General features: G+C 64.1%; 17 protein-coding genes and 4 pseudogenes. 5 read left to right on the top strand and 16 right to left on the bottom strand.

All coding sequences use genetic code 11. The annotated features are described in order from the left end of the window. Positions 1-41: 41 nt before the first annotated feature. From AWC17_RS25695 to istA, 3 genes and pseudogenes are all read right to left on the bottom strand, one after another. On the bottom strand, positions 42-332 hold the full coding sequence (locus AWC17_RS25695) for a transposase (protein WP_085165392.1): 291 nt from the start codon (positions 330-332) through the stop codon (positions 42-44). A 209-nt stretch (positions 333-541) separates the two neighbouring features. Beyond that, positions 542-972 (bottom strand): annotated as a pseudogene (locus tag AWC17_RS25690) (ATP-binding protein). Between the two features lie 109 nt (positions 973-1081). Continuing rightward, a pseudogene (istA, locus tag AWC17_RS25685) lies at positions 1082-2622 on the bottom strand (IS21 family transposase). Positions 2623-2958: 336 nt separating this feature from the next. Here istA and AWC17_RS25680 point away from each other — a divergent pair. Continuing rightward, positions 2959-3560 (top strand): annotated as a pseudogene (locus AWC17_RS25680) (YoaK family protein); the annotation flags it as partial. A 191-nt stretch (positions 3561-3751) separates the two neighbouring features. Here AWC17_RS25680 and AWC17_RS25675 read toward each other — a convergent pair. Next, a complete protein-coding gene (locus AWC17_RS25675) occupies positions 3752-4105 on the bottom strand; it encodes a TFIIB-type zinc ribbon-containing protein (RefSeq protein ID WP_141224788.1) in 354 nt (117 codons plus the stop codon). A gap of 247 nt (positions 4106-4352) precedes the next feature. On the opposite strand from AWC17_RS25675, the gene AWC17_RS25670 reads away from it, so the two are divergent. The 4 genes and pseudogenes from AWC17_RS25670 (at position 4353) to AWC17_RS25655 (ending at position 9014) form a co-directional block, all read left to right on the top strand. Next, on the top strand, positions 4353-4955 hold the full coding sequence (locus AWC17_RS25670) for a methyltransferase family protein (protein ID WP_085165389.1): 603 nt from the start codon (positions 4353-4355) through the stop codon (positions 4953-4955). A gap of 398 nt (positions 4956-5353) precedes the next feature. Next, positions 5354-5736: pseudogene (locus AWC17_RS33685) on the top strand (cadmium-transporting ATPase); the annotation flags it as partial. A 255-nt stretch (positions 5737-5991) separates the two neighbouring features. Next, entirely contained in the window at positions 5992-7344 is a 1353-nt protein-coding gene (locus AWC17_RS25660) for a magnesium transporter MgtE N-terminal domain-containing protein (protein WP_085165388.1), read from the top strand. 29 nt (positions 7345-7373) lie between these two features. Continuing rightward, positions 7374-9014 (top strand): NRAMP family divalent metal transporter, encoded by a 1641-nt coding sequence (locus AWC17_RS25655; RefSeq protein WP_244193535.1) that lies wholly within the window; start codon positions 7374-7376, stop codon positions 9012-9014. Between the two features lie 340 nt (positions 9015-9354). Here AWC17_RS25655 and AWC17_RS25650 read toward each other — a convergent pair whose 3' ends face one another. From AWC17_RS25650 to AWC17_RS25590, 12 genes are all read right to left on the bottom strand, one after another. Further along, on the bottom strand, positions 9355-10569 hold the full coding sequence (locus tag AWC17_RS25650) for a PPE family protein (protein WP_085165386.1): 1215 nt from the start codon (positions 10567-10569) through the stop codon (positions 9355-9357). Between the two features lie 9 nt (positions 10570-10578). After that, on the bottom strand, positions 10579-10878 hold the full coding sequence (locus AWC17_RS25645; RefSeq protein WP_085165385.1) for a PE family protein: 300 nt from the start codon (positions 10876-10878) through the stop codon (positions 10579-10581). A gap of 315 nt (positions 10879-11193) precedes the next feature. Further along, a complete protein-coding gene (lpqS, locus tag AWC17_RS25640) occupies positions 11194-11574 on the bottom strand; it encodes a putative copper homeostasis (lipo)protein LpqS (protein ID WP_141224787.1) in 381 nt (126 codons plus the stop codon). 448 nt (positions 11575-12022) lie between these two features. After that, the gene (locus AWC17_RS25635; protein ID WP_085165383.1) at positions 12023-13300 is read right to left on the bottom strand and encodes an MFS transporter; all 1278 of its coding nucleotides are present in this window, start codon (positions 13298-13300) and stop codon (positions 12023-12025) included. Further along, positions 13300-14373: a PLP-dependent cysteine synthase family protein gene (locus tag AWC17_RS25630; RefSeq protein WP_244193534.1), complete on the bottom strand. Its 1074-nt coding sequence runs from the start codon at positions 14371-14373 to the stop codon at positions 13300-13302. The genes AWC17_RS25635 and AWC17_RS25630 overlap by 1 nt, the downstream gene beginning before the upstream one ends. 177 nt (positions 14374-14550) lie before the next feature. Further along, a complete protein-coding gene (lpqS, locus tag AWC17_RS34315) occupies positions 14551-14904 on the bottom strand; it encodes a putative copper homeostasis (lipo)protein LpqS (RefSeq protein ID WP_482805295.1) in 354 nt (117 codons plus the stop codon). Between the two features lie 260 nt (positions 14905-15164). Next, positions 15165-16067: a cation diffusion facilitator family transporter gene (locus tag AWC17_RS25620; RefSeq protein ID WP_085165429.1), complete on the bottom strand. Its 903-nt coding sequence runs from the start codon at positions 16065-16067 to the stop codon at positions 15165-15167. Between the two features lie 1682 nt (positions 16068-17749). Then, positions 17750-19990, bottom strand: coding sequence for a manganese-exporting P-type ATPase CtpC (ctpC, locus tag AWC17_RS25610; protein WP_244193530.1), 2241 nt, complete (start codon positions 19988-19990; stop codon positions 17750-17752). Between the two features lie 9 nt (positions 19991-19999). Further along, a complete protein-coding gene (locus AWC17_RS25605; protein ID WP_085165381.1) occupies positions 20000-20281 on the bottom strand; it encodes a DUF1490 family protein in 282 nt (93 codons plus the stop codon). A 517-nt stretch (positions 20282-20798) separates the two neighbouring features. Continuing rightward, positions 20799-21464: a YoaK family protein gene (locus tag AWC17_RS25600; RefSeq protein WP_244193533.1), complete on the bottom strand. Its 666-nt coding sequence runs from the start codon at positions 21462-21464 to the stop codon at positions 20799-20801. Between the two features lie 429 nt (positions 21465-21893). Next, the gene (locus tag AWC17_RS25595; protein ID WP_085165427.1) at positions 21894-22856 is read right to left on the bottom strand and encodes a cation diffusion facilitator family transporter; all 963 of its coding nucleotides are present in this window, start codon (positions 22854-22856) and stop codon (positions 21894-21896) included. Positions 22857-22960: 104 nt separating this feature from the next. After that, positions 22961-23632, bottom strand: coding sequence for a cation efflux transmembrane domain-containing protein (locus tag AWC17_RS25590; protein WP_085165378.1), 672 nt, complete (start codon positions 23630-23632; stop codon positions 22961-22963). Positions 23633-23720 lie beyond the last annotated feature (88 nt).

Below are 23720 nucleotides of genomic sequence, written 5' to 3'. Positions count from 1 at the left end.
GCCACCTGTCGCAGACACCGTCCACAACGAGAACACCCTGCTCACGCTGCCGAACGACCGAACCGACGCAAGATAACGTTGGCCCTGCGCAGTTCAGTGTTCTCGCGCTTGAGCTTACGGATCTCGGCATGCTCAGAGCTGGTCATGCCCGGCCGTTCACCAGCATCGACTTGGGCCTTGCGTCGCCACCGACGCACCGACTCCTCCGAAATATTGAGTTTGCTGGCCACAGACTTTATGGCCTCGAACTCCGACACTTCCGAGGCTTCCATCACAGTGTCCAACAACCGCAACGCACGCTGCCGAAACTCCGGCGAATACTGACGGGGCATAGCTTCCAATCCTCCTATAAGGATCGGAACTAAACCCGGGGTAGTTCAGTGGGCATTGAAGGTGATGCGGTCGACGATCGCCAAGCGTGGGTCGGGAAACACGGCTCCCCACTCATCTGAACGGAAGATTACTCGCCAGCCCGATACTGGCCTCGTTCCTCCCGTTCGGTGATGATCTGGAACAGCAATTCGGCTCCGCGCGGATCGATTTAGACATAGCCGACCTCATCGAGCAGCAGCAAGTCCAACCTGCCGTAACGGGCCACCACCCGCGACAGCACACGTTCGTCGGCGGCTTCCACGAGTTCATTGACCAGCTGGGCGCAGCTGACGTAGCGGACCCTGCGGCCTTGCTCGCAGGCCGCCAGTCCCAAGCCGATCAGCAGATGGGTTTTCCGGTCCCGTCGTCACCGAGCAATACCACCGGCTCGCCGGCCGTCAGATAGTTCCCGGACGCCAATGCCGCTAGTTGTGCGGGCTCGATTGTTTTGACCGCATCGACGTTGAACTCTGAGAGTCGTTTCAACCGTGGGAACTTCGCATCGGCGATGCGGCGGGTGCGGCGGCACTCCGCACGGTCGTCGACCTCTGCTGCTAACAACTCGGCTAGGAAAATCAGATACGACTGGCGGTCGCGGATAGCGATTTCGGCGAGCCGAGCGACTTCGGCGCGGATAGTCGGCAGGCGTAGTTCGCGGACGCGCCGATGGAGGCCAGCGCGGCTTCATCGCTCCGAGCGCTCACCGCTTTCAGCCCTCGCTTCCGGTCAGCAAGGCGTCATACCCCGCCAAGGTGGGTGCGGGTCGGTCATAGCGTGACCATGCCCTGACTGACACCGTGTCTTCGCCTCGGCTAGCGATGGTGCACAGGCGCCGAGCCTCGATCAGCACCATATGAGGATCGAGCAGCCCTGTGTCGACGGCGGTGTTCATCGCCGTTGTCAGCGCCGGCAATGCCACGGTGCGGTGTGCTAGCAGGATCTCGATCAATGCGCGGGTACCCGCGGCATCACCGCGTGCCCGGCGAGCAGCATCCCAATACCGCTGATGGGTGGCAGTGAACGCTCCCGATGCTTTGGCTTGGGCCAGCGCGGTCGCCCCCGGCAACGCTCCGGGTTTGGTCTTGAGGACTTCGAGGTAGTGATCCAGTGCCAACACTTCGACATAGCGGCCCGCCGCCCGCTCATGCTGAGCCACCAGCTGGGCGGCGTCGAAAACTTCCACGGTGGTGGCGGTCAACCGCACGCTCAACCGGCGGCCAGCATAGCGGGCCGGTACCGAGTAATAACACTGGCGCACTGACGCTCTGGCGCGAAGATCGACCCGGCTGCGCAGCATCAACGCCGGATCAAAGGCCTCGATCGGTACCGGTTGCAACGACGAGAGTTCGGCGGCGATCGCCTCGGCGACCGTGCAGGCGCGCCCGGTGATCACCCGGGTGTCATCGAGAAGATCACCGGCGGCAATGAAGCGGTTCAACTCCGCCAACGACGCGGCATCCGGCACGGGAACAAGGTGACGGCGCCGGAATCGGCCGATGTCGCCTTCCACTCCTCCCTTCTCATGAGCACCCTCTTTGCCCGGGCGGCAAAAGAACGAGTCGTAGCCGTAGTGGCTTCGCAGCGCGACAAAGCGATCCGATTCGGTGCGGTTGCGGCCCTTGAGTACCTTGACCACTGCCGGTTTGAGGTTGTCGTAGCGGATGCGGGCGGGGACTCCACCGAAATGGTTGAACGCCAACACATGTCCCTGCAGGAACGCTTCTTGGCCCTGCGTGGTGAACGCGACATGAAACGCCCGCCCCGAGCACGAGAGGCGCATCACGAACATCCAGCACTTCATCAATACCCCACCAACACGGGTCCAAAACTCCCCGAGGTCGACCTCGGCTTCAGCTCCCGGAGCATGCATCTGGGGAACCGCGACCTCAATGGGCTTGATGCCCAACTCGATTCGCCGTCTTGTGACATACTACGAGACCGTGACTTCTGAACACCTGGCGCCGTGTTCGGCAACCAGCCGCTGCCAAATCCTGCGCGCGGTATGGCGCTGTTTTTTCGGCGCTTGCCGGTCAGCGATCAGAATTGCATCAACCACTGCCGCATAAGGATCCATCGCCGGACGCGGCCGTGTTGGGTACTGCTTGCGCGGCGGCGGAAACGCCGAAGCCAGCGCTGGCGCACCGTGCGCCGATGCACCCGGTGCCGCTCTGCCAACTCACGGATCGACAGCCCGTCCAGCCAATGATCCCTACGAATCTGCTCAAAGACCTCCACGCGCGACCTCGCCAATTCCCGACCTCCACGTCAACAAACACCGACATGAAAATCGCAACCAAAGGTGGGGCCAACATTGATGACGACACGCCGCACCCCACACGCAGACGAAATCACCACCCGAACGGGGCCAACATTCGTGACGACAACCGGCCAAACCGGGGCCAACTCAGGTGATCACACTCATGTCGGGGCTGCGAGAGCGAAGCCCTGCCTTCACGGTTCGCGGTGACCATTCGCGAGTGCAGGGCTGCGGACAGTCGGTGAGCCTGGACTGGGCTGCACTGGACTGGGGTGTAGACGCCGCCGCGGCTCCTCGGGCGGGGCCGGGGGAATCCCCATAGGGATGCCCTGTTTCGTGTGGTTTTCGCACGGGAAGTACGATTGTCCTGGGTATTGGCCGCGTTGGCGGGGTTAATCGGGGCGGCGGCATTTACCCATTCGGCCGGTTATTTTGTTACCTTCATGACCGGTAACAGTGAGCGCGCGGTGTTGGGATTTTTTGCAAGGAGCAAGGCCTTTCGATCGGTGCTGCACTGCTTTTGGCATCCTTCATCGGTGGTGTGGTGATGGCGTCACTATGTCGACGGCGCCTCTGGGTGGCGCACCCGCATGGCCCGACCGTGCTCACGGCACTGTCCCTCGCGGTGGCCGCCGGGGTCGATATCGTCGTGGACGGATGGTCGACCAATCAGGTCTCGTTCATTCCAGTAGCGTTCGTTGCGTTTGGGATTGGCGCTTTGAATACCTCATTCGTCAAGAACGGAGAGGCGTCGATTCCACTGAGCTACGTCACCGGCGCACTGGTCAAAATGGGGCAGGGGATCGCGCGGCATCTCAGCGGCGCAGATGTTACGGAGTGGCTGGGCCACTTCCTGCTCTGGTTCAGTTTCATCGCTGGTGCCGCTGTCGGTGGCTATATCAGCCTGCTAATCAGCGGATCCCAGACGCTCCTAGACTAGTTGTACTGACCTGACGGGTTAGGTACGCAGCTGGTGGGTGGGCGGCCCCCGATTGCGGTGTGGCCGCGGTGATTATAGGTGTGTGGCCAGGTGGGGAATTCGTCACAACGCCCCATGCCCGTGATCATGACCAACCATCGGTCGCCCGGGCTGTCGGTGCGGCACCGGCACCAAGCCCGGGGTTAGTGGTGCCCGCCACGATATCCTCCGTGGCGACCACCGTAATAGCCTTCGCCGAACAACCCACCCAGAAAGCCTCTCGGGCGGGGACCTTCGATGTACCCCGGTTGCGGCGGGTACTGCTGGGCAGGGTACACCCCCGGCGGCGGTTGCTGGGGTTGCTGTTGGGCGGCGTAAAACTTGCCCTCGGCCTCGGAAAGCTGCTCAAGTTCTCCCCGGTCGAGGAAAATGCCGCCGCAGCCGGTGCACTGATCGATCGTCACCCCAAACCGCTGCACCGGCAACATCTGCGACACACACCGAGGACACAACAGCGTCGACTCCCTCGCCTCGGTCGATCCGCGCTCGTCTTTCACGTGGCCCTCCTCAACTAGAACTGCAATCGTTCACCAGCCTAGCGTAAAATGCAAGAATGCGCATATGTGAATGTTGCTGGGTTTGGGTTCGTTGCCGAACAAGCCGGGGCCCATGAGCCACAGCGGAAGGATATGTCGGCTCGGGTGGCGACCTCACCCGAGACGCCATCCGGCGACAACTCGGCTTTCGCATACATAGATCCCAATGTTTTGATCTGCTACTCATATTCGGGGTAAGGAATCGGTGATGGCTGTCGCTGCGGTTGTGCTCTATCTGGTGTTCGCGGCGCTCGGATTTGGGTGGCGTAGTTGGCGGCAGTGGCGCACGACCGGATCGGCCGGCTTCCGCGGTATCAGCCGCGGATCTGGATCGCTGGAATGGATCGCCGGCACAGGGTTCGTCGCGGCTATCGTCACCGGTGTCACGGCGCCGCTGCTTCAATTGGCCGGCGTGCTTGCCCCGCTCGATGTGTTGAACGCGAGTTGGATACAGACAGCGGGCGTCGTGCTCGCGGTGACCGGCAGCGGCGCGACGGTCTACGCGCAGAACGATATGGGCGAGTCCTGGCGGATCGGGGTCGATCCCAGCGAGACAACGACATTGGTGCATCAGGGTGTGTTCGCAGTCGTGCGCAACCCGATCTTCACTGCGATGCTCATTTTTGCCTTGGGCATCGTGTTCATGACTCCGAATCCGCTCGCGGTCGCCGGCTTCGCGCTGCTGGTCGCAGCGATTGAGGTGCAGGTCCGGGTTGTGGAAGAGCCCTACCTTCGCGCCGTGCACGGTCAGCATTACCGCGAATACACTGCAACGGTCGGACGCTTCCTTCCCCGAGTGGGGTTGTCCTGACGTCGAGAAGTCGGCGAGGCTACCTCGTTGGTGGGCAGCCCCTAGAGTTTTCCAGCGGAATCGCCCGGTGCGGTAAGGGTCGACGCGTATGGACGCGAAGTTGGTTGTCGCGTGGCCGCCCGCACTTGCGGCGGCGCGCTGACGGGAACGTCTTGCCGGCGTGTGGTTGATTGACGAGACTCGCGCACGTCTCACAAGCGGCGTGCTCACCTCTCACAAGCGATCTCCGAGCACACATCCGGGCCGCCGTCTACGAGATGTCTAGCCGCATCATCGATGAACTCCGACCGCGGCTGGATGCTGGGCTGGGGGCCGTCCGTCGCAAGCCAGTCCCGATCGCGAGCAGTGTCACGACGTGCTCGCCGCCGCAACTTGAGTCCACGCGTTGGCGCTGGCCGGACCTGGGGATCGCGATGGGCGCCATGGGAACCGATGTCGCCAGCGAAAACGCGATGTCGCCCTGATGGGCCCAGACCTGCGTCACCTGCCCCATGCACTGCACTACACCACGCCCGCCGCTCCCGGCAGATCATGTTGCAAAACGTCGGACTAACCCTGACCATCATCACCGTGCTGATGCCGCGGGCGTTGCTTCAGGAACCCTCGGCTTGGCCGCGGTGGTGCTCGTGCACAAGCTCACCGAGGTGATCGTCATCGCATGTGCACCGGACGCATCAAAGCACTTGCGGGTCAACCTAAGACACCCGACCGCGTTACGACTCGAGGCAACGATGCGACGGCTATCGCCGCGACGGGCCGGCCGGTACGACCACCGACATAATCCGCGGTTCGCCAGGCCACCGACCCGCCTGTCCCCCTGTTGGAGCACGAAGTCACTACCGTCGGGATGTCCTCAGCCAAGACGAGCCGGCTCAAAATCCTCTGCCACCTATTTGCATGCAGACATTGCTATGTATTAATATTTGATTCATTTTTGAGGGATAGCCCACGCCGCTCATCGCGGTGCAGCTGTGTCTGGTTTTCGGTGTGGTCGGACTAAGTCGGCACACCCTGGTGTGTTGAGGGAGGGACTGCGATGTGCAACTCACCGAGCGAGCGCGATGCTGCCGGTGTCGGGTCGGCGTCGATTCATCTGTCTGAGTTGTTGCGGGCACCGGTTGAGACGCGGTCGGGCGAGGTGGTGGGCCGGGTTGAGGACATCATTGTCCGGCTGCGAGGAGCAGATACCTACCCGCTGGTGACCGGGATCGTGGTTGGAGTCGGTGGTCGGCGGGTGTTTGTCGGGAGCGGATCGGTTCAGCGTTATGGACCGGCCCGGATAACGCTGAGGACCAACGAGGTTGACCTGCGGCGGTTCGAACGTCGCGAGGGTGAGGTGCTGTTGCAGCGCGACGTGCTCGGGCATCGGTTGATTGATGTTGCCGCGGGCGAATTGTTGCGCGCCTATGATGTTGAACTCGAACACCGTGCAGACGGCTGGGTGCTGGCGCATCTGGACACCCGCCGTCCGCCGCGGTTTTTCGGATTGCTGAAGACGTCTGGCGGCCATCCCGCTCGCGACTGGAAGGCGTTCGAACCGTTGATCGGTGACGTGGGGTCGCTGGCGGTGCGCTTGGTGTCCGGCCGGGTGCGGATGCTCAAGCCCGCGCAGATCGCTGACATGCTCGAAGTCGCTGACACGGTTGAGGGCGGGGAGATCCTCGGCCAGGTGCGTAGCGACCCGGAACTGGAAGCCGACGTTTTCGAGGAGCTTGACCCCGATAAGGCCAGTCGGCTGCTTGACGACATGTCCGACCCCGACGTCGCTGCCCTGCTTGGGCGGATGCGCGCCGACGACGCCGCCGACGCGATCGTCGATCTGCGTCAGTCTCGGCGCCGTGCAGTTCTGGACCTGATGCCCGCACCGCAGCGCACCAAGGTGATCACGCTGATGGGGTTCAATCCCGACAGCGCCGGTGGCCTGATGAACGTCGACATCGTTTCGTGTCGAGCGGAGGCGACAGCGGGTGAGGCGCTTGCCATCATCGGTGGTGCTCGAGGCTTGCAGCCCGAGGCGCTGCTCAAGATGCACGTCCTCAACGAACGCGGGCAGCTGGCCGGCGTGGTGTCGGTGATAACGCTGTTGCAGGCTGATGTGGCGGACTCTGTTGCGGCGCTGATGGATTGCGACCCGGTCCTGGTGAGCGCAGATGCCGATCTGACCGACGTCGCGCTGCTTATGGCCGACTACAACCTGTACACCATTCCCGTCGTGGACGACCAAGATCGGGTTTTAGGCGTCGTCACCGTCGATGATGTGCTCGAGGCCATCATCCCTGAAGACTGGCGTCGACGAGAACCCGCCCCCCACCCGATGCGCGAGATCAGCGGCGTCGCCGCCACCGACGACTCGGCATGGACCAGCGGCGGCGGCGGTGATCAGCCGTGAGCACCAAGGGCAGCGCTTCGGTCGACAAGGTGTCGCAGGCAACGGCGCTGCGTGGCGTCGCAGTGCTCGACAGCGCGCACCTGGGCGACATCGAAGGTGCGCTGGGACGGATCAGGATCAGCGAAACGGAGCGTCCGCGCACCCTGAAGGCCCGCCTGGCGACCTTGCTGGTGATCATCGGCCCCGGCTTGATCGTCATGGTCGGCGACAACGACGCCGGCGGTGTGGCGACCTACGTGCAGGCAGGACAGAACCACGGTTACAGCCTGCTGTGGGTGCTGCTGCTGTTGATTCCGGTGCTGATCGTCAACCAGGAGATGGTGGTCCGACTCGGAGCGGTCACCGGAGTAGGCCATGCCCGGCTGATTAACGAACGCTTCGGCCGCGGCTGGGGCTGGTTCTCGGTGGGGGATCTGTTCCTGCTGAACTTCCTCACACTGGTCACCGAATTCATCGGAATCACGTTGGCGGCCAACTACTTCGGCGTCTCCAAGTACGCGGTCGTGCCGACCGCTGCGATCACGCTCATCGCGATCATGGCCACCGGCAGCTTCCGACGCTGGGAACGCGCCATGTTCGTGTTCGTCATCATCACCTTGCTGCAGATCCCCATGTTGTTGATGTCACATCCGGATTGGGGACGCGCGGCCACGTCGCTCATCGTCCCCGCGGTGTCGGGCGGAGTCACCTCGGACGGGGTGCTGCTGATCATCGCCATCGTCGGCACCACGGTCGCCCCATGGCAGCTGTTCTTCCAGCAGTCCAACGTCGTCGATAAGCGCATCACGCCGCGCTTCATCGGCTACGAACGCAGCGACACCACGCTGGGTGCCTTCGTGGTGGTGATCGGAGCGGCAGCACTAATCATCACCGGCGACTGGGCGGCGCGCGCTACCAATAGCCGCGGCGGGTTCGTCGACGCCGGTACTGTCGCCCGTCTGCTCGGCGATTACGATAAAACCCTGGGCTCGTTGTTCGCGATCGTGTTGCTCGATGCATCCATCCTCGGCGCGGCCGCGGTAACGCTGGCTACCAGCTATGCATTCGGCGACGTGTTGGGTCTCAAACACTCGCTGCACCGCGGCTTTTCCGACGCCAAACAATTCTACTTCTCCTACACCGCCATGGTGATGCTCGCGGCGGTGATCGTGTTGATCCCCGGCGCACCGCTGGGTTTGATCACCACCGCCGTGCAAGCCCTGGCCGGGCTGTTGCTGCCCAGCGCCACGGTCTTTTTACTGCTGCTGTGCAATGATCGAGAAGTCTTGGGACCGTGGGTGAATCGACCGTGGCTCAACGCGGTGGCCGGCCTCATCGTCGGTGTCCTGCTGCTGCTGTCGGGGATACTGATGGCCAGCACGCTGCTTCCCCGCCTCGACATCGTCGATTTCACCGGCCACCTTGCTACCGGGCTTGTCTTGCTCGCTATAGCCGCGATCTCGGTTCTGCGGTTGCTTGCCCGCCGAGAACCGCAATCGGGTGAGCCCGAACCGATCTCACGCGCACCAGCCAGTGCCGACCGGAGCACATGGCGAATGCCGCCTCTGACGCTGCTCGCACCGGTCCGGTGGTCGGCGGGCACAAAGCTGGGCATGGTGGCACTGCGCGGGTATCTCGTCGTCAGCGCAATCCTGCTGGTGGTCAAAGCCATCGAACTCGGTCGCACCTAAACATCATTGCCGGCGCTGGCCCTGTTATCGAGAAAAGCGGTCCACCCCGACCTGCCTAATGAAATCGTGGGGTGGTGTGACCGTCCTTATCCCGCAGTTGACACATGCGGTTGGTGCCTATGGGCGGCCGCTGGCCCGGAGCTGCGTGGTGCGCGCGTCCTCGCCTGGCAATGGCGTATCACAGGGACGGTTACGTCCACGCAACGAAACTTGATCAGCAAGTTCCTCGGTCAACTGCCTCACCGGCTGCAACCGGCCAGCTCCAAAACAGGCACCAGGCGTTTCCACCTCCTCTGCCCCTCGCGGTTTGACTGTTGGCTTCGTGTGATGTCTTCGGTTATCAGACGGTTGGCCAGCTCGGCAGCATGGGCGGGCGTTGCAGGAAGCGGGCGTCGGGCACCAGACCGGTTGCCCCGCCGCGCCCGGCCCCACCCGCGCCCAATGGCACCCCGCCCAACATTCCTCCCGGGCCGCCGGCGGCGTCGGGGACAGCGCCTAGGCCGGTGCCTGACAGCACTGTGGCCGCGGGGCTGATCGTCGGGGTGGCCGCGGCCCAACTCTGCGGTATTGACAATGCCCCGATCGACGTGGCCCGGCCCAGACCGGCAGACACAGCCGCACCACTGCCGCCGGCAGCTGACGCGTTCAGACCTGCTGATCCCAGCGTTCCCGAACCGAGCCCGCCTGCCAGGTCTGAAGCGAGGCTGCCCGCCAGACCCGATCCCGATGCCGTGGTGGCGGAGCTGACGGCCGGCATCAGCTCCTGCATCTTGCTCGCGTTCGACATCAGCCCAGCCGATATCCACGCGACCTGACTTGTACTGGACAGGGCGGGATTCACCGAGTTCAGTGCCGAGCTCAGCGACGGCAAAGACGATGTGGACGAGGGAGGCGACATCGGCGAGGCAAGCTGCTGCAGTGCCCCGGGTACCGCCGAAATCACTTGTGAGAGGACCGCTTGTGTGTTCGTCGCGGCTGAGGTGCCGGCGGTTTGGGCGATGGCGGTGCCCTGCGCAGCTACTCCGGCCGGGTTGGTGGACGGCTGCGGCGGGGTGAACGGGGTCAATGACGCCGCCGCCGCCGACGAGGCGGCGTAGCCATACATCGCGGCGCCATCCTGGGCCCACATCTCGCCGTAGTGTGCTTCGGTGGCCGCGATCGCCGGGGTGTTCTGACCTAGGATGTTTGTTGCGATCAACGACATCAACAAGGCCCGGTTGGCCGCGATCACCGGCGGTGGCACCGTCATCGCGAATGCCGCTTCATAGGCGCCGGCCGCGGCTCTGGACTGCGCAGCTGTCTGCTCTGCGTGCGCGGCGGTGCTGTTTAGCCACGCCACATAGGGTGCGGCCGCGGTCACCATTGCCGCGCACGCTGGTCCCAGCCACGGTCCGCCGGCTAGACTTGAGAGCACCGAGGTGTAAGACGTTGCCGCGCACCGCACCTCGGCGGCCAGCCCGTCCCAGCTTGCCGCGGCCGCTAGCAGCGGTCCCGCACCGGGACCGAAATACATTCTGGCGGAGTTGATCTCCGGCGGCAGTGCCCCGAAATCCATTGCTACTCCTTAGCTGGCTGCGGTCGCGTTGGCGGCCTTGGTGGCCGCATACGAGCCGGCACTGGCGCCCATCGCGCCCACGAACTGGTCGTGAATCGCGGCGGGTTGGGTGCTCACCGGCGAAAGCAGGCTGGCGTGCGCGGCGAACTGTATCGCTGTCTGTGCCGATACCTCGTCGGTCGCGGCGGCAATCACCGCAATGGTCGGGGTGGCCGCTGCCGCGTCTGCGGCGCTGATCGCCGAACCGATGCCTGCTAAGTTGCTGGTCGCCGACGCCAGGATGTCGGGCATGGTGGTAACGAAGGACATGGGCTTTCCGTTCCGAGGGTTTTGAAGGTCTAGGGATGAGTTCATCTGGGGCGCTTCCCGATTCGGCCAACTCGGCGAAAACCGGACGCTGCTTGGGTTCTACAGCGAGGCGCCGCCGACTATGTGTGCGACCGGCGATACCTATCCGGGTTAGACGTCACACGAAGTGGCTCTTACCGGTGTCGGTGAGCAGCGTAGGGCTGGGTCATGACTCGTCGTTTCTACATCCGAGCCGCGACACAGTGCGCGGCGGTCAACGTGGTGCAGCGATCACCGGCCGTCGTGGCATAGCGAAACGGGCCTGACGCTGACCGATCAGCGACGAATAAGGCACAACCGCGTCAAGAGATCCTGACCGGTGAGGAAAGCGGCGGCCCCACACGGCGGACCCCGCCCAGCCGCCACCACACGCGGCGCCAGCCAACCCGCGACGGCGACCACGGCCACCACGACGCCTAGTGTGGTTAAAGTGGTGGATGACGATTTTGGCAGCACGGCGTTCGAGAACGCGTAGTGGCACGCGGTTAATGAGTCATCGGTAAGCTGTGGGGCAGCGATGCTGGCCGTGAACCCATCGCCCAGCGCTGTCAGCGAGGGCGGAGAGGGGCGCGGCGCAGCGGATTCGGGTTGCAACGACCCGAAGTGGGACAGCATGGCCAGCACCCACACGGTGAGCGCCATGGCGACAACTGCCACGGCTACTACGGTTCTTGACCGTGGCGGTAGGGGTGCATCGCGGTTTAACCCCACAATGCTCCGATGGTAGCACCGAAGCGGTAGTCCGCCGTTCAGACGAGACGGTGTATGAAGCGGCTGGACGCGTCGGGAATCCGCGCGTCGGTACCTGTTACCGGCATGAGGTAACCGCGTGTTGGCGTGGTTTGGAAGAGCCGCGTGCGGGATGGTCATCGACGCGTTGAACGCTAACGCGCATGCGATGACGCCTATCAGGGCACCCGCAGACGCGCGGGTCAACTCGACCGCGTTGGCGATCAGCGGCGGGATTGATGGCATCGGGGTCACCGACCCGCTCTGGGTATCAGAACTGGCGAGGTACACGCCAACCACCATGGGTTCGACGCCATCGTCAGCGAGGGGCATCGGGGGAGCCAATGTTCGAGTTGGACCCGGTGGGGCGCCTGTTTCATGGCCGCGGTTTCGCTGGTTGGCCATGCTGGATTTGCGTCGCGCATTGAGTATCCAGATGGTGACCGTGGTCGAGTTGGTGCAGAGCCAGAGCGGCGATGAGGCCAACGAGAATCAATCCTGCCCATACGAGTTGGCCGACGCCGAGCTGTCGCGCTGCACCCAGGAGCCAGCCGGTACCCAGGTTGCCGGCAAGGATCCCCACCCCGACGATGGTGTTGTAAAACCCGTAGTGGGTGGCCACGAGCCGGCCCCCGGCCAGCGCCACGACGGTGTCCATCTCGAACGGGAAGACCGCGGCCGAGCCCACGGCGAGCATGGCCGCCGAGAGCAGCAGCGCGGCGGCCCCCGCAACGATCCCGAACCGGGAACTGTCGGGGATGACCGCCAGCGGCAAAAACGAGGCCGCCAGGATCGCCACGCCGACGGCCAGGCTGCGCGCCGCCCCCCCGCGGGCGGCCAACCAGCCAGTAATGCGCAGCTGTCCGGCGACCGCGGCCAGACCCGAAACGACGAAAACCCCTGCCACTAACAGTGATTGGTAGCGCTTCGAAAGGATCGACGCCTGCAGCGGAAGGGCGAGGTAGACCTGGAAAGACAACACGTAGGACCCGATCATCGCCGCGGCGAACAGCAAAAACGATCGGTTGGCGATGACCACTCGCCAGTCACCGAGGACCGATGTGGTCTGCGGTGCCGGATCGGGGCTATGCTGCGGCAGCGCCAGTAACTGCGCCACGGTCAACGCCGCGAAGACAGCGGCCGCGCCTGCTGCGGTGACGCGGAAGTCGATGGCCACCAGCATGACTCCGATCAGCGGGCCCAGCAGAATTCCAGCCTGATAGAAGATGTTGAACACCGCGAACGCTTCGACGCGGCGACCACCAGAATCGGCGGCCAGATAGGCGCGCACGGCCGGGTTGAACAACGCGCCGGCGAACCCCGTGGCCGCTGAGGCGATCAACACGGCCGGTAACGAGTGCGCCACAACCAGTAAGGCGAATCCGCCGGTGCGAAGCAGGCAGCCTGCCACGATCAACGGCTTGTAGCCAATCCGGTCGGCCAGGGTGCCGCCCACGACGAACATGCCCTGCTGGGAGAAGTTGCGCACCCCCAGGACCAGTCCGATGGCCCACCCCGCCAGCCCGAGCGGGCCGGCGAGGTAGGCCGCCAGGTACGGCATCAACATGTAGAAACCCACGTTGATGCCGAACTGGTTGATCATCAGCATCCGGGCGGGCCGGTCGAAGCCGCGGAATTGCGCAAGCAACGCCATTAGCGCAGCACCCCGGCCGGGTCGACGACGGTGGTGCACCGCGTCCAGGACTGCACCACCTGGTGGGTCGGGTCCTCAATCGTGGCCGGCTCGTCGGAAGGAAGGTGATCGAGCAGGCGATGGTAGCGGCAATAGTCGTCGTTATAGATGGTGTCGAAATAGCGTTGCGGGCCATCGGGAAAGACCGCGGCGACGGTGGTATCCGCCGACATGGTGCGCGCGACCCAGCCCGCGACCAGGGCAACCGCACCCACACTCCAGCCGCCGCTGGCGTGGTGGGTGGCCGCCAGGGCACGGGCCGCCCAGACGGCTTCGGCCGGGGCCACCCAATGCACCTCGCTAAACACCGGATAGTCGACGTTGCGGGGGTAGATGCTCGAGCCCAGCCCGCGCATCAGTCGGCTCGTCGCGGGTTGACCGAAAATGGTCGAGCCGATGGTGTCCACCCCGATCACCTGCAGGTCGGGATTGGCCTGGCGCAGTACCCGTGCCACCCCGGCCGAGTGGCCGCCGGTGCCCACCGAGCACACCAGCACGTCGATACGCCCGAGCTGGTTGACCAGCTCCAGGGCCAGCGGCCGGTAGGCGTCGACGTTGTCGGGGTTGTTGTACTGATTGGGGCACCACGCATCAGGATCAGCGGCCAGCAGCTGCGCGATACGGTCTTTGCGGGCTTGCTGCCAGCCCCCAGTCCGGTGCGCCTCGGTGACCAGATCGACCTCGGCGCCGTAGGCGCGCAGCATGTTTTGCACGATGGGTTCCATGCCCGGGTCGGTGACCACGGTGACCGGGTGCCGATACACCATGCCGGCCAGGGTTAGCCCTAACCCGAGCGATCCACTGGTGGATTCCACGATGCGGGCTCCCGGGCGCAGTTCGCCGCGAGCGCGCGCCCGCTGCACCATGTGCACCGCGGGCCGGTCTTTCATGCTGCCGCCGGGGTTGAAACCCTCCAACTTGGCCCAAAATCCGCGCCCGGCCCTCGTCAGCGGTGCGGAGATCCGCAGCACCGGGGTGTTGCCCACCAACCCGTCGGGCTGGTGGTGGGTCCCCGAGCAAGGGCGGCACACCACGTGTGGTTCGCGGCTGTCGACGGACAGATCATGCGTGCGGGTGTTGTTGGACAGGACAAAGTTGTTGTTCACAGGATCGTCGCTTTCTGCGGTGCAGCCGCGACCTAGCCCGCGGCCATTGACATGGGCAGCGATCGCCGGCCGTGGTGCGATGCACGACGGCCTGACGCTGACCACTCAGCGACGAGCCAGACAGAACCTGGTCAACAGATCTCGGCCGGCAAGTGCGATAGCGAACCCACAGGGGGGGCCGCGCCCGGACCGCACCAGTTGTTGAGCGAGCCACGCCGTGACTGCGACCACTGCCACCACGACGCCCAGCGCAGCCAAGGCGGTCGACGACGAATTCGGCAACACTGCGGCAGCGAGCGCCTCAGGATGTTTGCCCGATGAGTCGCCGTCAACAAAACGTGGATGGTCGGCGCTGATCGTGAATGCATTACCCGCCGATATGACCATCATGGGCGGCGAATCAGATACAGATGATTCGGGCCGCGGTTGAGAATGCCCGCCGATGACGAGCACCCACATTGCGCTCGCTATGGCGATGGCTGCCATGGCCATCACGGATCGCAACCGTCGCGGTGACCATGTGCCTTTCACAAAGTCGAGATGGTTCGAGCGTGCCGCGCTGCCGGCCCGACACCCACCTCCTAAAGCGCAATATGGCTGTCCCCTACACAGTCTCGGAACCAGGATGTGACCACCACCATGCCCGCGCCCAGGCGACGCCGAAGCCCGGAGGCGAGAGCCCGGCGACGGGCTCGGTTTGGCCACGCCGGTTCCCGGCATCACCGACGGTGCACCGGCCCGTGTGACGCAGCGCAGTGCTCGCCGCTGGCGCGGACATCCGAAGCGTGGTCGACTTGCAAAGTGGTGTGCTCAAGCCCGAACTCGTGGTGTAGCAGCGTTTCGATGCACGCGCGGACCACGTGACAGTCGGCGTCGTCGGCGACGAGAACATGCGCCGATAGCGGCGGCTGACCCGAGCTGATCTGCCACACATGCAGGTCGTGAACCTCGACTACCTGCGGTATTGCCACCAACCGTGCGCCAATCTGGGCTGGGTCCAGATGCACGGGGGCCGCCTCCAAAAAGACCTGCCCCGACTTGCCGACCAAGCCCCATCCAGCACGGACCATCAACCCTGCAACCACCAGTGCGGCGATTGCGTCGGCGCCGGTGAAACCGGTCAGCCACACCACCGCACCGGCGATGGCGGTTGCGATGAAGGCATACAAGTCATTGAGGATGTGCTGAAAAGCTCCCTCAACGTTCAAGCTGCTGCGGTTGGCGCGGCTGATCGCCCACGTGGCGGCGATGTTCACGATAATCCCAATCACCGCAGTAATTAACACCAGCGGCCCGGCAACCTGCGGCGGGGCGACTAGTCGGCGCACCCCTTCGTACAGGAACCACACCGCCAGCAGCAGCAGGGAAATCCCGTTGGCCTGCGCGCAAAGGATCTCGACCCGCTGAAACCCGTAAGTGTAGCGACCCTGCGCCGGACGGCGAGCCAGCCGAATCGCCGTCAGCGCCAACGCGATCGAGGCTGCGTCGGTAAACATATGGCCCGCATCGGAGATCAACGCCAGCGAATTGGCGACCAGCCCGACGATCACCTCGGTCGCCATGAACCCCACTATCAGGCCCAGCGCGATTGCCAGCCACCTGCGGTCTGCGTCCGCGGACATCTCATGCCCGTGATCATGGCCATGGTGGTGTGCGCCGCCGCCGACATCGGCCGCGGGCCCCGGCTTGGCTTGGTGGTTAGTGGTGCCCGCCACGATAACCTCCCGAGTAATCCACACCATTGCCCTCACCGAGCGACCCGCCCCAAAAGCCTCCCTGACAGGACCGCTCGAGGTACCTCAGCCGAGCCGAGTCCTGCGGAGCGGAAGAGCCCGACGGTTGCGGCACGGCGGCGCAAAAACTTGCCCTGGGCCTCGATGAGCTGCTCAAGTTCCCCCCGACCGGGAAGTATGACGCCGCAGCCGGTGCACTGATCGATCGCCACGCAAGGCGCTGCACGACCTGCATCTGCGCGACCCACCCCGCAGACAGCAGCCCCGATTCCGTTGCCTCCGTTGAACCGCGGTTGCCGTCCATTGTCCTCCTCGACCGGCTGTAGCAACCAATACAATGTGAGGCTAACGGCACTCATTGGCCACGAGGTTAACCAACCATGTATGCAAACCTACGAATGGCAACCGGCCTTCGTGCGCCGAGTGCGGGGGGCCCGAGTCGGGCGGGATGGCGACGCCGGCGACGGCGGCTCGAGTCAAGGCGGCAACGTTGAGTGCCGGCGCCGTGTGGGTCAGCTTCGAGTCGCATGCCCTCAACGCCAAGCCCTCGTGAGGAATCGCCGCGGAAATCGTGATATATCCCGCGAGGCCAAGCCCTTTTGGCCATGTCGCGTAATTGATCCCGAAGTTTTGGTACCAAGACCGCGCCCGATGGTGGGCAAAGTGCTGAATTCGCGTTTGCGGAATTCGGGCTGATGCACGACCAACTCCAGCACCGACACATCCCCATTACTATGGCGCTAGTGCCGCGCGGTCACTAGCGGTCAACCGAGACCTGCTAGCCCAACCGTGGGCGCTACGTCCGAATGAAAACAACTTGGCTCGCGTGAAATGACCCCTCCCCAGCGGATACTGCATCTTGCCGCTGCCGCAGAGCTGCCCATACGCTAACTCGTGTCTGACCTACCCCAGTCTTCGTCAACTACCGCCGAGTTCCTACCGCAGCATCACCGCCAACTCGACCACACTCGGTCGCTGATCGACCAGGCTGACCGCAACGGTCAACAGCGCCTCACCGAAACGAACCGCAGCGTCCGAGGAAAAACCTGCTTGCCATCATCGGCGGTCTCACCACCCCCACGCCCAGGGGCCCGGCCAGTGCGGTCGGGGACCTATTGGTTCACGCCACTCAGGAAGCGATCGACGGACGCAATCAGCTCGAGCCGGCTGAGTCTTACCGGGTCGGCTCGTCCACACCGACATCCGGCTCAGCAGGCCATCAGACCGGCGTTCGATTTCGAGACGGGCACCTCTCTTTTTCCTTCGATCTGAGATGCCACGGCTCGCCCTCGCAGCGGACACCGAAAAGCCGCTGACCTGCCTGCTACGCCAACGCCGGACACTTGTTCGATGACTCCCGTCTGCTTCGAGCAACCGAACGGGTCCGGTCACAATGACTGCTGCGACGGCGCCAATCACGCAACCGTGCGGCTTGGCCGGACCATTAGAGGCCTTGACGTCCGCGGTTGGCGCACCGAATTGGCGTCGGTGGTTCATGAGCCTTCCCGACTCATACCGAAATTAACCAAAGACTCGGTGCTGTTCCGCGGCCCGATCAGTGACAGTCGCCGTCAGGCATTGGTGGGAAGCGGCGAATCATTCTTGTTGGGACTCACTTCACGTGGTGTCGGCACGCGCCCGTTTGTAGTCGGCGACTGGCCGTTGATGAGGCGGTAACGGATGAGTCGTGAGCTGTTGGTGACCACCGCCACTGAGGACGCATTGTGCAAAATTGCGGCCAGTACCGGTGAGAGTGCACCTCCGGCGCCCATCAGCAGGCCAACAGCGTTGACCGCGATGGACATGCCGTAGTTCTGGCGGATGACGGTGACGGCTCGTGCTCCCAGATCGGGTACGTCGAGTACACGGTGCAGGTTGTCATTGGCCAGTGCGATGTCGGCGGTTTCCACCGCGACGTCGGTACCGGCCAGACCCATCGCGATGCCGATGTCGGCAGTGGCTAGTGCTGGGGCGTCGTTGACGCCGTCGCCGATCATCCCGACGACGTAGCCTTCGTCTTGAAGTTGGCGTACCGCCTGGAGTTTGTCTTCGGGCAGCACCTCGGCACGCCACTCGTCAATTCCGAGCTCGCGGGCGACGACCTCGGCGGTGTCGGGATGATCACCGGTGAGCATTACGATGCGGCGAATTCCTTTGCTACGCAGTTTCGTTAGCACCTCGGCGGCCTCGAGCCGAATTTCGTCGCGCAGGCTGATCAGGCCGACAAGTGTGCCATCGACGGCCAATAGCAGGGGAGTCTCGGCTTGGCGGCGCAGCTTGGTGACCCACTCGGTCGCCTTTTTCGAGACCCGCACTTTTTCTGCGCGCAACAGCGAGGGGCTACCCAAAAGCAGAACCCGCCCATCAGCCCAGGTTCGCATCCCCAGCCCAACCAACACCTCGCATTGCTCATGCGGCGGAATGGTGATGTGGCGCTCGGTGGTCGATCGGATCACCGCTTCGGCCAGCGGATGCCGAGAGTGGATTTCCGAGCTGGCCGCATAGGCGAGAACCTCTTCGGGCTGCCAGTCCTTATGGAAAGCAACGATATTCGTGACAACAGGCCGTCCAACGGTCAGGGTTCCGGTCTTGTCGAACACGAGGGCGTTCACCTGGCCGGCTTTCTCAAGGTGCGATCCGCCCTTGATCAAGATGCCCCGGCGAGCCCCGTTGCCGATGGCGGCGCTGATTGCCGTGGGAGTCGACAAGCCCACCGCGCACGGACATGCGATCAACAACATCGTCATGGCGCGCCGGATATCCCCGGTAAATACCAGGGTCGCCGCGGACACGATGAACGAAATCGGAACAAACCGGCGCGAGAAGTTCTCACCCACCGTTTGTATGGGGGCCCGATCGTGTTGGGCCTCTTCGACGCGGGAAATGATGCGCCCGATCGTGGTTTCAGCGCCAACAGCGCTGGCGCGCACGACGAGGCGCCCACGCACCACCACCGATCCGGCGTGCACATGCGAGCCGACGACCATGCTCACGGGCAGGGTTTCCCCAGTGATCGCCGACTGGTCGACCACCCCCTCCCCATCGAGGACCTCACCGTCAACCGGGATCGCCACGTGATCGTGGATCACGATCTCGTCCCCGACTTGCAGGGTATCGATGGGGACCTGCACCTCGCTGCCGTCGGCAGTCCGGATCCAGGCGGTGTCGGCGCTGCCGCGCAGCAGGTCAGCGATGGCGCGCCGGGTGCGTCGCAGGGTCAGATCCTGCAGGTATTCACCGATATTAAGCAGCCACAACACGGTGAGCGCGACCACGTTCTCGCGTAGCACCATGCTGGCCACCGTCGCCACCGTCACTAGCGTGTCGGTGCCGGCGCGACCGGAGCGAAGTGAACGCAGCGCCCCGCGGAAGAACGGATAGCCCATGAATATCGTTGCTCCGGTGGCCACGAGCTGGCCGTTGGTGCCCAGCAGTGGCGGCCGCCTGAATGCATAGCGCCGGATCCCTAGCAGGGCCAAGGCCAGCCCGCCGATCGCAAGACGCAGTACCTCGGTGTTGCGCACGTCGGCCGAGCGTGGCGTGCGCGCGGCGATCAGGTCGGCCGCCACGTGCTTAGCGGAGGAGATGGCCGCCACGATCGCCGAGCGATCGCAACGCCGCGGGGAATACCACACCACGACCGACCCGGTGTGCGGATAGGCGTGCACCGCCCGCACACCGGTCTGTTTGTCGACTGCGTCTTCGACCGCGACGGCGCGGCGCGAATCCGAACGGACCCACGGCACATACAGGCGCATCCGCCCGGCCGCATCGGAAAGGATCTCTGCGGCGGTGTCCTCGACAACAGTCATGGCGAGCGATCAGTGGTCGTGGTCGTGGTTCGCGGTGGCCGCCGGTGGGGCGGCCTCTTCGCCGATGCGTTCGCGCGCCTCTGCGACCACGTCGGCGATTTTCAGCCTGGCCGATTCCGCGGCCACCTCAGCGCGGCGCGTTCCGCGTAGGCTCAACTCCGCCGCCGCAACCGTCGTCCGCCGGATCGGCGCCGCGCCAGCGACCTTACGTAAAACCTCGTAGGCGCTCACACCCACCAGTCCGGTGACCACCGCCGCAGCGGCCTTACCCAATAGCGCGTGCGGAAGCATCGTCGCCCTCCTCGTTGCCGGCTCGTATCGAGCACATTGGTTCTGCTAATACCCACCTATTGTAGCATCAATATATTGCTACGTGTTTATGAATATCCTGTGTGCTTCGGCGCTTGGTGCGTGCGAGTGAATCCGCGACGTGCGCTGGGCGATCGGCGACACGGCTGTTTTGAGGTCCGTTCTGCGGCGAATCCGGTGGCTCGGCCACCGTTACGGTGGACCGGCGTCTGCTAGGCCGAAGTTACTTCCGCGTGTCGCTCGAAAAGGTCTTCTGAACTGCGTAGATGCAGGATAAGGCGGTTTCGGAGTAGCCAGAAATTCTGGCTACCTTCGGTGATCTGGTATGTCTTTCGATGCCAACCGTTTTCCGCAGGTCCGCCCGCTCCGATGATCATTTTGGCGATGTAGCCAGAACAGCTCGGCTCCGTACAACGTAAAGCCCAAGGTCAACACGGGTTTTTGTGTGGGTAATCAGCAGTAACTTCGGGCTAGGTCGGCGCATGCACCTCGCGGTGGTCTATTCGCGCAGGGCGCGACGGTCGGTGTGGAAATGGGTGTAACCGCTGGTGATTGTGCACACAAGTGCTGCGATCGCCAGCATCTGGGACCCGCTGACGACCAAGCTGATGCAGCCGCCGATGACAGCGCCGGTGACAAAGGCCGACCACAGCAGGAAGTATCCGAGCCACTCCGTCGCGGCGCCCCCGCTGATGTGACGTTCGATACCCTGGCCCATCTTGACCAGCGTGCCGGTGACGTAGCTCAGTGGTATCGATACCTCTCCGCTCTTGACGAAGGAGGTGTTTAAGGCACCGATGCCAAAGGCGACGAACAGCACGGGCACGAACGAGACCTGGCTGGTCGACCATCCGTCGATGGCGATATCCACGCCGGCAGCCACCAGAAGCGACAGCGCGGTGAGCACGGTGGGGCCGTGGGGATGGTCCAGCCAGAAATGTCGTCGACACAGCGAAGCTGCCACCACGCCCGCGACGAACGACGCCAATACCAGAGCCGCGGCGATGGACAGCCATTGCTCATCGCGAAAGAACCCCAAGACGGCACGCTCGCTGTTGCCCGTCATGAACGTGACGAAATAACCGGCCGAGTGGGTAAATGCCGCCGCTCCGATCAATCCCGCCAGCGCCGCCAGCACCCAGGACAACCGGGTTTCAGAGGTGATGGTGGCACCACGTGCAGGCGCTTGCGTCGCATGCTGGTCCCGTCCAGGGTCCGGGTCGATCAGCGGGTCAGGTTCAGCCCAGTCCAGGGTCCGCAGCTCGCCGCAGTCCGCGCAGTGGTGCACGGTCACCGTAAGCCGTGATCGCGAAATGGTTTGGCTCGCACAGCTCCGGCACTGGCGGCGGCGATTCTTGTCTTCGATCTCGTTATCGTCCATTGAAATGACCGTCCTCCCCATTTTGTTGTTGCTGCAAGTCGATGCGTCCGCAGTTGCGCGGGTGCTTCTGGATGCTCTGCAAGGCCAATCCAGCGGCATCGGCGCTTCACCGTGGCTTTGCGAGTGGCGCACAACCGCTGTTCCGGCAGCTTCGCGTCGGCCGATCTGCGCGCTGGTAAGGGTTCCGGCTGCGTTGTGCCGTCTGGTCGTGCGTTATGTGCCGACAGCGCGGTGGGTTGGGCCGTGCGGGTCGTCGCAAGGGGCGCACGCTGCTCCCATGCCACGATCGCCGATCTCGGATATTTCGTGGTCGAGCTGCAGTGTGGTGTGGGAGATGCCATGTTCGTGAGCCAGCAACTGCGCCAGGTCATTTCGGGTGGCGTGGCAGTCGTGGTCCGCAGCGACAATCACGTGTGCTGACAGAGCAGGTGTGCCCGAGGTGATTTCCCAGACGTGCAGGTCGTGGACTTCAACGACCGAGTCATGGTCGGCCATCGCCTGACCGATGACGTCTGGTTCAATCCCGCTGGGCGCGGCCTCGAGGAAAACGAGGCTCGCCGCGCGCACTAAACCGACGCCAGCCCGGATCATCAGCGCCACCACGACCAACGTGGCGATCGCGTCCGCCCGCCCGAACCCGGTGAACACAATCACCACCCCGGCCACAGCAGTCGCGATAAAGGCAAATAGATCGTTGAGGATGTGCTGAAATGCGCCTTCCACGTTGAGGCTGGACCGGTTTGCCCGGCTGATCATCCACGTCGCAGCCACGTTGACAACCACACCAACCAGCGCGGTGACCAGCACCAGCGTGCCGGTGACCTGGGGCGGGTGAACCAGTCGCTTGATCGCCTCATAGCCCAGCCAGCCCGCCAGCACAAGCAAGGTGACGCCGTTGGCCTGCGCAGACAAGATCTCCACCCGCCGCCACCCGTAGGTCATCCTCCCCGCCGCCGGACGCGCAGCCAACCTAATGGCCCACAGCGCCAGCGCGATCGAGGCGGCATCGGTGAGCATGTGCGCCGCGTCGGAGAGCAACGCCAATGAGCCCGCCACGACACCTACCGCCACTTCGCCCAGCATGAACGTCGCGATGACCGCGAACGCGCCAGCGAGCCACCGCCGGTCGGAATCTGCCGAGGTGTTGCCGTGTGTGTGGCTGTGGCCTCCGCTCATCGTCATGCCCCCATTACCCGACTCATGACCGTAACGTATGCGTACATCCTGATATGAGCAAGAGTGCGGTCGAGTGTTCCGGCAGTGTTCACCCGCGTTGTGTCTCAGCATCCGCACGCCTCACCGCGCCACGACCGGGCACCTTGCCAAACCGCGATCCCGGCGATACCCAGCCCGACGGCGGGATCTAACCACCACCCGCCGCGCCATAGGAAGGTGGCTGCCAAACCCAGCAAAACCCCGGCCGCCTGCGCGGCGCACAAGTAATTTTGCATGCCTTTGCCGATCGTGGCGGCAGATCCCAACGCCGCGCCGAGTTTGTGCTGCGCGCGTCCCAGCAGCGGCATCTGCACCACTGCGGCTACGGCCACCACGAGACCGATTACCGAGGCGTGTGCTACGTGCTCCCGCAGCAGGTGATGCACGGATTCTGCGGTGATGTAGGGGGCGCTGAGCCAAAACGACACCGCCACGCCGCGTTGGGCGCGCAGTTCGGCCGTGTCGGATAGGGTGCGCCAGCCGCTGAACCGCCAGATCACGATGAGGCTGGCCATCGCCTCAGGCGCGCTGCCCAGCGCCCACGCGCTCAGTGCGATAGAACCTACTGACACGCCCTGCCACAGCGCGACCCCCCCATCGACGACTACAAGCACCAAGCTGACCAACGCTAGCCATCGCGCCGACCGGGCGGCCCGGTGCCACTGTGCGTCGCGAAAACGTGTCGTGGCCGCCGCGACGATAGTCGTTGTGGCGCAACCGCTCGGTTCCGTAGTCATGGGCCCCCGTGCCGATTCACTCTGTGTCATAACGCCCGCCCGATGCGCACGCTGAGCGCGTTGGGTGGCGCCAGAATGCGGATCCTTG

Source organism: Mycobacterium nebraskense (genome assembly GCF_002102255.1).
Taxonomy (GTDB): domain Bacteria; phylum Actinomycetota; class Actinomycetes; order Mycobacteriales; family Mycobacteriaceae; genus Mycobacterium; species Mycobacterium nebraskense.
This window is presented reverse-complemented; position numbering and strand designations above follow the sequence as displayed.